Genomic DNA, 12,368 nt, shown 5'->3' on the forward strand with positions numbered 1-12,368 from the left:
ATGAATTTTGTTGCGCTAGAAGCTTCAAACTACCCCTAAGCCCCGTTATTCATCCTTTGTGTGATCATGTGCATCGTTCAGTACATTCCCCATATAAATGCGGATGGTTGATCCCTGATCTACCCTCGCCCCAGGCTTAGGTGCCTGATTAATTACGTATTTACCACTGCCAGACTTCGCCAGCATAAAATTCATGTTCAGGTCTTCGTACAGATCTTCAACAGTAGCTCCTGTCAGGTCTGGGACTGTCACGATTTTGGTTTCACCATACTTGTATTCTTTGGCGACCTGATCCTTCCGAACAGGTACATTCATATAATGCAAAGCATCTTCAAGGATGTTCTGCACAATCGGGGCGGCAACCACACCTCCGAACTGAATTCCTTTGGGATTATCCACTGCGGTATAAACCACAATCTGTGGGTCATCTGCCGGTGCAAATCCGATAAAGGATACGATATGCTCAGTCGAGGAATAACGTCCGTTGATAACCTTCTGGGCTGTACCTGTTTTGCCACCAACCCGGTATCCATCAATGAATGCCGGACGTCCGGTACCTTTTGCGACAACACTCTCGAGTGCTTCACGTACTTGTTTGGATGTATTCTCCGAGATCACCTGACGAACCAGTTCTGGCTTGGCTTCTTCCATAACTTCCCCTGTGACCGGATGGACCCACGCTTTCGTAACATAAGGCTTGTAAAGTTTACCCCCATTGATGGCCGCTGACACAGCTGCTACTTGCTGAATGGGCGTTACCGATACACCTTGACCAAAAGCAGTCGTTGCAAGCTCGACAGGTCCCACTCTGGACAGTTTGAACAGAATTCCACTGGCTTCTCCGCTGAGATCGATCCCTGTCTTGGTACCGAAACCAAAATCTTTAATATAGGAGAAGAGCGATTCTTTGCCCAGCCTCTGCCCCAAAGCCACAAAGCCCGGGTTACATGAGTTCTCCACAACTTGTAAGAAGGTCTGACTTCCGTGGCCGCCCTTTTTCCAGCAACGCAGACGGGCTCCACCCACCTCAACATATCCGGGATCAAAAAATTGATCCTGTTGCAGATTGACCTTTTTCTCTTCAAGCGCTGCTGCCAAAGTAATGATCTTAAATGTGGAGCCCGGCTCGTAGGTCATCCAGATCGGTAAATTGCGATTGTATATCTCCGCTGGATATTGCTGATAATCGGCAGGTTCGTATCCCGGCCTGCTGGACATCCCCAAGATTTCACCCGTTTTGGGATTCATCGCTATGGCCAATGCTGAGTTCGCCTGAAACTTCACCATGGCCTGATCCAGTTCTCTCTCCATGATGGACTGAATGGATTTATCAATGGTCAGCTTGAGGTTAAGGCCGTCCTTCGGTTCCACATACTTCTCGGATGAGCCCGGCATTAGCCTTCCGGCCGCATCGGACAAGTAGGACACACTGCCATTCAAACCATTCAGCTTATCATCATACTTCTTCTCGACACCCGTTAAGCCCTGATTATCAATGCCCGTAAAACCAAGAATATGGGCAGCCAAATCATCATAAGGATAAAAACGTTTATTGTCCTCAGCAACAACGATACCCGGAAGCTTCAAATCACGGATGCGTTGAGCTTTCTCCATCGTAATTTTGCGGCCGCCGGGTTGTAGTCGTACAATGAGTTCTCGTTTCTTGATGGTTGCGAGCACTTTTTCATCCGTCATCCCAAGCAATGGGGCCAGCGCTTTAGCTGTCGTTTCAGCTTCTTTAACCTGAGCCGGAATGGCCATAATGGTCGGTGTTGTCACATTATAGGCCAGAGAGGTTCCATTTCGATCCAGGATCTCCCCCCGCTTGGCTGAGTAAGGAATATTACGCCGCCAGGATGCTTCTGCTTTTGCTGATAATTCAGGGCCTTCCCCGAGCTGTACATAAGCAAGCCTGATCATCAGGGCCGAAAATAACAAAACTAAAATCATTAAACTCCATAGCAACCTGCGCCGCAGATTTACGCTTGATCCCTTCACGAAAAGATCCCCCCACTCGTCCCAAAATCATGACATTCGTTCCATTCATGAATATTCAGGACAACCGGGGGTTAGAACAAGCTGTCAGAGCTCCCTATGGAAGCGAAGCTCCGTTTGTGGCTGGATCATTAGAGGATTCGGATTCATTGGCAGGAGCCTTGTTGTTATCTGTTTTATCTGTTTTATCTGTTTTGTCTGTTCCGTCGGTTTTACCTTCTCCGCCCGAAGGCTCTTGTTCCTCCACTTCAGCTTCTGACGACGGATCAGAAGAGATCGGAGCCTCATCGGCTATACCTGTCACTGCAGCTTTGGCAGTTTGCAAGTTCAACTGCACAGTTCTCTGCTCACCTGCGACCTGCTCGGTTTGCTTCACGACATAGCCCTCACCCTTGACCGTAACCCCCACCTTCATGAGAGAAAGTACTTCAAGGGCATCACGGAGAGATTCACCTGTTAGATCGGGAATCTTCATCTTGCTGCTTTCTTCCGTTAGCAGATAGATTCGTTGTCCTGGATTCATAGAAGCGCCAGCAACCGGATACTGCCGAATTACATTATCACCTTGACCAAGAGTCACATAAGCAATACCTGCGCTTAGAAGCTGGCTTCTGGCCTGTTTGGCTGTCTTGCCACTCAAGTCAGGTGCCTTGGCTTGCACGACAGAGACTTCTTTTGACTTTTTGTCAGGAGTTTTGGCTGTATCTTTGGGTATTCCCATATATTGAAGAGTCTGGCTGACAATCTTTTTGAACACCGGTGCAGCTGCGGTTCCTCCCCCAATGTTGGTTCCATCCGGTTGGTCAATGACAACAAGTATAGCAATCTTCGGATTATTCACGGGCGCGAATCCAATAAACGATACAACGTCTTTTGACTTACTGTATGCTCCATTAACAACCTTTCTTGCCGTACCTGTCTTACCAGCTACACGGTAACCCTCAATATAGGCGTTACGACCAGTACCAATCGTTTGGTCTGCAACCACTTGTTCCAAATAACCACTCACCAGTTTGGAAGATTCCTTGGAAATCACCTGACGAACAACTTTAGGTTTGATCACTTCCGTTGTCCCATCATTCGGGTTCTTGATCTCCTTCACCAGATGTGGCTCCAGCAATTTGCCGCCGTTGGCGATCGCAGAGATGGCTGCGACCTGTTGAATTGGTGTTACCTGTACAAGACCATGCCCATAGGCTGCCGTGGCAATCTCAGATTTGTATACAAGTGGCTTGATCGGTGACGCTGACTCATTCGGTAGATCAATACCTGTCTTTTTACCAAAACCGAATTCGTCTATGTAATGACGCAGACGTTCACCACCAAGCATGTTATAACCCAAGTTAACAAAGGCAATGTTACTTGACCGTTTGACACCTTCAAGATAAGATATCCAACCATAGGCATGTCCATTATCACTAATTGGGAAACCACCGATATACATGCGTTTGGATTCGAAACTTGCATTGGGATCGAAAAGTTTTTCTTCTACAGCCCCTGCCAGCGTAACTATTTTGAATGTACTACCTGGCTCATAGATGGATTGAGTAGCATGATTGATAAAATTCTTTTGATCAGGTGTACTCCCATACGAATTCGGGTTAAAAGTTGGCCAATTCGCCATGCCTAGAATCTCCATCGTGCTCGGGTCTGCTGCAATGACCGTCATACTCAGTGGATTATATTTGGCAACGGCTTCTTTCATTGCATCCTCAATGTAGAACTGGATCGTGTCATCGATGGTTAGCGTAAGGTTTTTACCGTTCTGAGGTGGCAGATAGTTATCCTGTGAATCCGGAAGTTTAATGCCTTTGGCATCCTTCTGATAATTCAGATATCCGTCTGTACCAGTCAGTGCTTCATCATATGAGACTTCAAGTCCATTGACAGCTTTCCCATCACGGCTCATATATCCCAATAGGTGAGAGGCAAGTGTTTCTTCAGGGTAAAAACGCTTCGACTCCTGAGCCATCACAATTGCATTACGCGCCTTATATTCATCTTGCAGTTCTTCACGCAACTCGTTGACTTGTGCAGCAAGTTCAGGACTTATCTTATATCCTTCACTGCGTACTTCACGTTGCTGATAGAAGACTCCATCTTTATTTTTGGCAGTGACCAGAGCACGCATCTCACTCTCATTTTTCCCAAGAAGGGCAGAAAGTTTCTCCGTAACAACATCCTGAATTCCAAGTTCATTAATTAATAACGGATTAACAGAAACCGTATACGCAGGCGCGTCAGTAGCCAAAATGTTACCATTGCGATCCGTAATCGTTCCACGTGCAGCCTTAATCGTCTGTTCCCGCTCTACCAAACCGGCTGCCCGTTCCTGCCATACACCGCCATTCACAACTTGAATGAAAAAGATTCGGGTTACGAGTACAAGAAAAAAGAGGGTAATACATCCCCCTATAAGCAACGTGCGCATCTTTATTCTTTTTATCATCGGAACACCTCTTTACTTACTGCTTGCTGTATTCGAGGACGACTCAGTACCAGTTGATTTCGTACTTGTTGAGCGAGGTACATAAATGACATCCTTACCGGAAGCTTCAACGTAACCAAGTTGTTTTGCATTTTCGATAACCTGGTTATTCAATGTTTCTTTTTCCACCTGCAGGTCTGCGATCGTCTTTTCATACACCTTGATATCCGAAATAGTGGACTGCGCCTGCTTGTTCAGATCGTAGATATGAGCATAACGAGACATCAAGGCTCCTCCAACAAGGATAACTGCAACCAGGGTAATCAGATACAAAATCTTCTCGCGCGCCGGAAGACCCGTACGACGGGTCACCACTTTGGTGGTTTCTTTGTATCGTTGCTGGGTCACACGTTCCTGGGACGCTTTTTCTTTTACAGCGAGATTACCACGTGTATATGCCATACTCCGATTCTCTCCTCCACTCTTGATCTACAATTTCTCGGCTACGCGCAGCTTGGCTGAACGAGCACGTGAATTTTCGGTCAATTCCGTTTCCGTTGGAATCAACGGTTTTCTGTTAACTAAACGCAGGGTCCCCTTGCCGCCGCATACACACAACGGAAAATCGGGTGGGCATGTACATTTTTCCAGATAACTGCTGAAAATCTGTTTACATATCCGATCCTCAAGGGAATGGAAGGTGATAACAGATACACGTCCTCCTGGTGCCAGACAACGAACAGCCTGATGCAAACCTTCCTCAAACGCACCCAACTCATCGTTGACGGCAATGCGTAGTGCCTGGAAGCTGCGTTTGGCAGGATGTCCACCAGTACGTCGAGCTGCCGCCGGGATGCCTTCCTTGATCAATTCCACGAGTTCACCTGTCGTCTCAATGGTGGACTGCGCTCGTTTTCCGACGATAACACGGGCAATTCTTCTCGAAAACTTCTCTTCACCATAGCGATACAAAATTCGAGCAATCTCTTCTTCTGGCCACTCATTCACAATCTCTTTGGCCGTCAGCATTGCATCCTGGTCCATTCGCATATCGAGCGGAGCATCGTGATTGTAACTGAATCCACGTTCTCCTTCATCAAATTGCGGAGATGACACACCCAAGTCGTACAAAATACCGTCGACCTGTGGCACACCATCCATCATTGGTACATCCAGATCCTTGAGTACCTGTTCCAGATCCCGAAAATTGGTTTTCACCAATGTTACACGTTCTCCATAAGCTGCGAGCTTCTCACGAGCATTGTCCAAAGCCCAATCATCCTGATCAAGTGCGATCAGACGTCCCCCTGGACCAAGCTTGGAAGCAATCACGGAGCTATGTCCGCCACCGCCTAAAGTGCAGTCCACGTATATACCGTCCTGCTTGATGTTTAATCCCTCTGTTGCCTCTTCTTTGAGTACGGTTATGTGGTGAAACAACCTGCACCCCTCCTGACTTTATAAATCAAAATTAAAATCGACCAGCTTTTCGGCAATGTCGTTGAATGCTTCTTCGGATTGATTGAAATAACTCTCCCATATGCCTTTGCTCCAAATCTCCACCCGGTTCGACACGCCAAGAACAACACAATCCTTGTCCAGCTTGGCATACTCTCTTAAATTGCCCGGCAGATTTACCCTGCCCTGTTTGTCCAGTTCACATTCGGTTGCACCCGAGAAAAAAAACCGGGTAAACGCACGTGCATCAGATTTCATCAATGGCAGTGCTTTGAGCTTCTGTTCCATGACCCCCCACTCCTCCATGGGGTACACGAAAAGACACTGGTCCAAACCCCGTGTGACAACGAAAGACGATCCCAGAGATTCGCGGAATTTAGCCGGAATGATAACCCGACCCTTATCATCAATGCTATGTTGGAACTCCCCCATAAACATTGGCCCACTCACTCCTCACCCGTTTCTCCCACTTTGCCCCACTTTCCACCACCTAAGCATAATAGATTCGCACAAAAAAATCAAAACCCTTCTTGCATGACTTGATTTTTTATTTTTTCAGCATAAAAAAAACGTCCTTGATCCTGTCACTCAGGATCAAAGACGCTTCCGTAAACGGGCAATCGTATGTCTACCCGCACATGAGCCATATCATCAATAAACCATTCTATACCTATTGAATCATTTCATCAGCTTGTAATTATTGGATAGTGCTTAAAATTTCCAGCTATCCAGGTATTTCACTTGCTCAGTTGACAAGGAGTCGATGCCAATATTCAGGCTTTCAAGTTTATAGCTGGCAACCTGCTGATCAATATCATAAGGTACATTAACAACGTTTTTACCCAAGTTTTCATAATTCTCACTTACATAACGCAGACCAAGTGCCTGCAAGGCAAACGTCGTATCCATGATTTCGGCAGGGTGACCATCTGCTGCACCCAGGTTCACAAGACGACCTTCTGCAAGAAGGTACATCTTACGACCGTCTTTGAAACGATATTCCTCAATGTTGCGGCGAACTGTGCGAATCGATTCCGAACGTTTAGCCAGTTCAGGTTTATTCACTTCAACATCAAAGTGACCTGCATTACTCAGGATCGCTCCATCCTTCATCACATCGTAATGCTCCCCTGTGATAACATCCTTATTGCCTGTAACCGCAATAAAGAAATCGCCCAATTTGGCGGCTTCCACCATTGTCATGACCCGGAACCCGTCCATGTGTGCTTCTACCGCTTTGATTGGATCGATCTCGGTTACGATCACATTCGCACCAAGACCTTTGGCGCGCATCGCTACACCTTTACCACACCAGCCATAACCTGCAACCACTACGTTTTTACCAGCGATAACCAAGTTGGTTGTACGAATAATTCCGTCGAATGCAGATTGTCCTGTACCGTAGCGATTATCGAACAGATACTTGCAGTATGCGTCATTAACTGCAACCATTGGAAACTTCAATTGGCCTTCTTTCGCCAATGCTTTCAAACGAATAATACCCGTTGTCGTTTCTTCTGCTCCGCCGCGAATTGTTGCTGCGAGGTCAGGGCGCTCGGATGCAATAATGGTTGCAAAGTCTCCGCCATCATCAATAATGAGATCAGGCTTCACTTCAAGCGCACGCAGTTGCAAAGATTTGAATTCCGCAGGTTCCGGATTGTATTTCGCATATACTGTAACACCGTCTTCCACTAATGCTGCGCAGACATCATCTTGCGTAGACAATGGGTTACTGTGCGTAATCGTTACTTCCGCCCCACCCGCTTGGATCACTTTTGCCAAGTAAGCTGTTTTTGCCTCCAGATGAAGACAAATCGCGACCTTCAAACCTTTGAAAGGCAGATCCTGTTCGAATTGGCGACGAATGCGGTTTAATACCGGCATATGTGCCTCTACCCAGTCTATTTTCAGATGACCCTCTGAAGCGAGTCCCATATCTTTAACAATACTGTTTTGCAACGCAGGTGTAGTCATTTCATATCCTCCTTGTTTATGTGTTTCTTCTATTATAAAGGACTCTATAGTGCAATAACCTTGTGCTCTCCAAGGAATTCACTTGAGGCCTTAATCAGTTCATCGATCCACTCGGTGCCATAACGATTCAGGTAAAAGAGTGCATTATGTACTCGTTCCTGTGGTTTGCCCGTTGGGAATAAGGAGTTTTGAATGCCGTTCCAGTGCCTTAGACTCACATGGTGTTTATCTTCGATAGCTTTGTGAGTCTGCTGTTTCAGATACTGCATTTGCTCGTTGATTTTACTCAAATTGGTATCGCCAATTCGTTCCAGCCCAGGATGAATCTCCGCAATCTCATCTAGCAACGGTCCATACAGATCAAGAAACGCCTCCTGAACCTTGTCAAACTGTTCATCTACCTGGAACGTCTCCTGCTGTGCGAGCCACTGCTCCTTCTTTTCTTCCATATGATATTGAACATCCTGAAAAGAAAGTCCATATTGTTTCATATGTTTGTGATGAACATCTTCCATAATGGTGAAAGACAACCGCGGCAACAAAATGGGCATTTGCAGGCCGAACTGACGGAATGCTTCCCGAGTCAAACCCCAATATGCAATTTCACCTTGCCCCAAAATAACAGCGGCTACAGGCAACACGGAATCTTGCATTAATGGTCGTGTCAATACGTTGTTACTGAAGCGCTCCGGATGTTCTCCCAGTTCCTGAAGCAAACGTTCCTCTGTGAAAGAAACCAAACCTTTGCGATCACTATATAGACCGTCCTTCAACAACAAGAGCAGACGCGTACCTTCATGAATATAGAACAAATTGGCTCCATCCTCCGCTACTTCGGCAGGCATAGCATAACCAGCTTGTTGTACCAGCGAAGCACCTTGTGTGTATGCGCTGCGCAGCACTTCATTTTTTCGTATCAACCGCTCAAACACGGGCTGTTCCAACCTGCGTAAATCTGGATCCGATGCATCCATTAGAACAAGTCCACTACTGGCAAACAAGGCAGATATCATGCGAGCAAACGCATCACTCAGATTTGAACTGGATTGATGGATCTCTGTGATGCATTTCATCAGTCCTGGTTTATGTATCGTATCAGGTAAAAGATGTTCCACCTGTTCGAGTACATTCACCCACTGCTGCGAATCCACATGAACATTACTCACAGAATCCCTTCCTGCGAATCGTCCTTGTAACTTAACCTTCTTCATGTCTCCCTGATGATCAGGTAGATAAGTGTGGTTAACCTCATCCCAGTCATGGTCTTCACCGGCAATCCAAAATACTGGGACTACCGGGCGTTGAAGTCTTTCTTCCGCTTCACGCGCAGCTGCCACTACGCTGGCGGCTTTGTATATGACGAACAGAGGTCCGGTCAACAGACCGCTCTGCTGTCCTCCTGTAACCACTAGTGCATCTTGTTCTGCAAGACGTGTGATGGACGCATGAACCTCTCCATGGTCGTTCACCCGCTTATTATATATACGTAAATACTCTGCCAGATCACGACGATCAATACGTGTGTTTTCCGATTGGTCCACCCACTCGGCACGCGCCTGAAGTCCTGATTCCCAGCGAATGTCATACTCGTAAAGGCCACGCGCAGCATCTCTTGAACAGATATAATCTTCTGCAAGTCTTGATCCGCTGCGGAGTGCCTCGGTAATACCGTTCATGAGGTCTGCCTCCTATTCTGCTTCAAAGAGCCTTTCTTGATTGTACCGAATTCAAGGCCGCTTCGTCAAAAGAAAGTGATCAAAATACGAAAAAAACCGCCGAACGAGTCGGCGGCATTTAATACATCAATAATAGCATATCGCTTTAATATTCCTATTATACGTAAGGTTCTGCAACCCAGTGACCTTTGGAAACCTCAATCAATTGAGAATTTTCCAGGTTGTACGGATCATTTGCAGGACCGCCAGATCCATTCTGAATCGGGCTCATATGCTCTTCTGGCAGCAAGATGCGACGTTTGTTCGCTTCCACTTCCGGATCAGGTACAGGGATCGCGGAAAGCAATGTTTTGGTGTAAGGGTGGACAGGGTTCGCATACAGTTCTTCACTTTCTGCGAGCTCAACCACTTTACCCATGTACATTACAGCTACACGGTCACTGATATGTTTAACCATTGACAAGTCATGCGCAATAAACAGGTATGTCAAGCCGAGACGTTGCTGAAGTTCTTCAAGCAATTTAACGACCTGCGCCTGAATGGATACATCCAGTGCAGACAATGGCTCATCACAGATGATGAATTTAGGGTCTACAGCAAGTGCACGCGCAATCCCGATCCGTTGTCTTTGACCACCGGAGAATTCATGTGGATAACGAAGTGCATGACTTGGATTCAAACCTACCAGATCAAGCAGTTCCTCCACTCGTCTCTTGCGCTCTTTAGAGCTGGAAGCCAGGCCATGAATATCGAGTGACTCCCCGATAATATCCATAACATTGAAACGCGGGTTAAGAGATGCATATGGATCTTGGAAGATCATCTGCATATCTTTACGCATTTCTTTCATTTTGCGCGGGGACAACTTATAGATATCCGTTCCGTTGAAGTTAACATTTCCGCCAGTTGGCTCATAAAGACGCAGAATGGTACGACCTGTTGTTGATTTACCACAGCCAGACTCGCCTACAACGCCAAGTGTTTCACCTTCAAAGATATCAAAGCTTACGTCATTGACCGCTTTGAGAATGTTACCTTTACCCAAATTAAAGTACTGTTTCAAGTTTTTCACTTGTACCAGAGGCTTATTGCTGCCTTTGATAATACCAGCCGGAGCTGCTTTTTCCTTTTTGGGCTCGTCCAGACGAGGCAGAGCATTCAGCAATTTAATGGTGTATGGATGTTGAGGGTTACTAAAGATTTCAGCTGTTGTTCCTGTTTCAACAACTTCGCCTTCCTTCATAACAACAACACGGTCACACATACCCGCTACGACACCAAGGTCATGCGTGATCAGCATGATCGATGTTCCCAGCTTTTGCTGCATGTCTTTCATGACATCCAGAATTTGAGCCTGAATTGTAACGTCAAGTGCAGTTGTCGGCTCATCCGCAATCAGAAGGGATGGACGACATGCAAGCGCGATCGCAATCATGGCACGCTGACGCATACCACCAGAGAATTGGTGAGGATAATGATTCATGCGAATAGCCGCATTTTTAATACCTACAAGTTCCAGCATCTCCAAAGCCGCTTTATTCGCCGCTTGTTTGGACATGTTCTGATGCTTGCGCAATACTTCAGTAATTTGTTTACCAACTTTAATGGTAGGATTCAATGAAGTCATTGGATCTTGGAAGATCATACCGATATCTTTACCACGAATCGCTTCCATTTGTTTGTCTGTCTTATTCAGCAGGTCTTGCCCGTGAAAAGTAATTTCTCCGCTTTTGACCTTCGAAGGCGGGGAGGGAATCAATTTCATGATGGTTTGGGCGGTAACACTCTTACCACTACCCGATTCACCTACGATCCCCAGCGTCTCTCCTTTGCCAAGTTCAAAACTCACATGTTTAACGGCATCAAATTCACCAGAACGTGTTGAGAACGACACACTCAGGTCTTTGACAGTTAAAATCGGCTCCATAATCCCACCTCCTGTTTCTATTTACGTAATTTCGGATCTAGTGCGTCGCGCAGACCGTCTCCGAGCAAGTTAAATGCAAGCATTGTAAGAACCATCAGACCTGCTGGGAACCACATCCGCCACGGGAATAGCGTCCAGCCTGTAAGTGCATCATTGATCATAGAACCAAGTGAAGATCTTGGTGCTGATACACCCAATCCAAGGAAGCTCAGGAACGCTTCGGCAAAGATTGCATTTGGAATAGACAATGTCAATGTTACAAGAATGGGTCCTATTGCATTGGGTAGCAAATGACGGAACAATTGACGCCCTGTGCTTGCTCCCATGGACCTTGCAGCAAGAATAAAGTCTCTGTTTTTGAGTTGCATAATTTCACCACGCACAATCCATGACATGCTGATCCAGCCTGTGATGGTGAGGGCAATGATAATCGTTGTCAGACTTGGTTCCAGTACAACCAGCAACAAAATTACAACAAGCATGTACGGCAATGAGTAAAGGATTTCGGAAAACTTGTTCATAATTCCATCTACACGTCCACCGTAGAAACCCATGATCGCTCCATAAATAACCCCGATAACAAGGTCAATCAAGGCTGCGGCCAAACCTACAGTAAGGGATACACGTGCTCCTACCCAAGTTCTTACCCACACGTCACGACCAAGCTCGTCCGTACCGAACCAGTGCTCCGCACTCGGCGCTGCATTGGCATTCAACAAATCATTGGAATAATAATTATAACTTGTAAACAAAGAAGTTGGACCAATCAAAGAGAAAATCACGACAAGAACCAATACACTCAGACTGATCATAGCAGCCTTATTGGTTGCAAGTCTGTACATGGCATCTTTAAAAAGGGATACACTTTCTTGCGGTTTAACCGCTGCCTGACTAGTCAGGTTCGTGT

General features: G+C 46.3%; 9 protein-coding genes. All 9 read right to left on the reverse strand.

From position 1 onward, the window contains the following. Nucleotides 1–45 precede the first annotated feature (45 nt). The 9 genes from MHB85_RS21910 to MHB85_RS21950 all read right to left on the reverse strand — a co-directional run bounded on the left by MHB85_RS21910 (nt 46) and on the right by MHB85_RS21950 (nt 12,360). On the reverse strand, nt 46–1,998 hold the full coding sequence (locus MHB85_RS21910) for a stage V sporulation protein D (protein WP_192134183.1): 1,953 nt from the start codon (nt 1,996–1,998) through the stop codon (nt 46–48). A 94-nt stretch (nt 1,999–2,092) separates the two neighbouring features. Continuing rightward, nucleotides 2,093–4,444, reverse strand: coding sequence for a penicillin-binding transpeptidase domain-containing protein (locus MHB85_RS21915; protein WP_192134185.1), 2,352 nt, complete (start codon nt 4,442–4,444; stop codon nt 2,093–2,095). A 12-nt stretch (nt 4,445–4,456) separates the two neighbouring features. Further along, the gene (locus tag MHB85_RS21920) at nt 4,457–4,885 is read right to left on the reverse strand and encodes a hypothetical protein (protein ID WP_036614881.1); all 429 of its coding nucleotides are present in this window, start codon (nt 4,883–4,885) and stop codon (nt 4,457–4,459) included. Nucleotides 4,886–4,912: 27 nt separating this feature from the next. Next, nucleotides 4,913–5,863, reverse strand: a complete 951-nt coding sequence (rsmH, locus tag MHB85_RS21925) for a 16S rRNA (cytosine(1402)-N(4))-methyltransferase RsmH (protein ID WP_091014057.1) — start codon at nt 5,861–5,863, stop codon at nt 4,913–4,915. Nucleotides 5,864–5,881: 18 nt separating this feature from the next. After that, nucleotides 5,882–6,319: a division/cell wall cluster transcriptional repressor MraZ gene (gene mraZ / locus MHB85_RS21930; RefSeq protein WP_091014054.1), complete on the reverse strand. Its 438-nt coding sequence runs from the start codon at nt 6,317–6,319 to the stop codon at nt 5,882–5,884. A 273-nt stretch (nt 6,320–6,592) separates the two neighbouring features. Beyond that, entirely contained in the window at nt 6,593–7,858 is a 1,266-nt protein-coding gene (locus MHB85_RS21935) for an adenosylhomocysteinase (protein ID WP_091014053.1), read from the reverse strand. A gap of 44 nt (nt 7,859–7,902) precedes the next feature. Continuing rightward, complete coding sequence (bshC, locus tag MHB85_RS21940) at nt 7,903–9,534, reverse strand: bacillithiol biosynthesis cysteine-adding enzyme BshC (protein WP_192134187.1); 1,632 nt, start codon at nt 9,532–9,534, stop codon at nt 7,903–7,905. Between the two features lie 157 nt (nt 9,535–9,691). Continuing rightward, on the reverse strand, nt 9,692–11,461 hold the full coding sequence (locus tag MHB85_RS21945; RefSeq protein WP_105599709.1) for an ABC transporter ATP-binding protein: 1,770 nt from the start codon (nt 11,459–11,461) through the stop codon (nt 9,692–9,694). Between the two features lie 17 nt (nt 11,462–11,478). After that, nucleotides 11,479–12,360, reverse strand: a complete 882-nt coding sequence (locus tag MHB85_RS21950) for an ABC transporter permease (RefSeq protein ID WP_370511422.1) — start codon at nt 12,358–12,360, stop codon at nt 11,479–11,481. Nucleotides 12,361–12,368: the final 8 nt, after the last annotated feature.

The sequence above is a fragment of the Paenibacillus sp. FSL K6-4396 genome (assembly GCF_038002525.1).
GTDB classification, from domain to species: domain Bacteria; phylum Bacillota; class Bacilli; order Paenibacillales; family Paenibacillaceae; genus Paenibacillus; species Paenibacillus amylolyticus_B.

Coding starts and splice junctions, on each gene's coding strand:
- MHB85_RS21915 (WP_192134185.1), bottom strand. CDS start 4,444: ATGATAAAAAGAATAAAGATGCGCACGTTGCTTATAGGGGGATGTATT.
- MHB85_RS21920 (WP_036614881.1), bottom strand. CDS start 4,885: ATGGCATATACACGTGGTAATCTCGCTGTAAAAGAAAAAGCGTCCCAG.
- mraZ (WP_091014054.1), bottom strand. CDS start 6,319: ATGTTTATGGGGGAGTTCCAACATAGCATTGATGATAAGGGTCGGGTT.
- MHB85_RS21935 (WP_091014053.1), bottom strand. CDS start 7,858: ATGACTACACCTGCGTTGCAAAACAGTATTGTTAAAGATATGGGACTC.
- bshC (WP_192134187.1), bottom strand. CDS start 9,534: ATGAACGGTATTACCGAGGCACTCCGCAGCGGATCAAGACTTGCAGAA.
- MHB85_RS21945 (WP_105599709.1), bottom strand. CDS start 11,461: ATGGAGCCGATTTTAACTGTCAAAGACCTGAGTGTGTCGTTCTCAACA.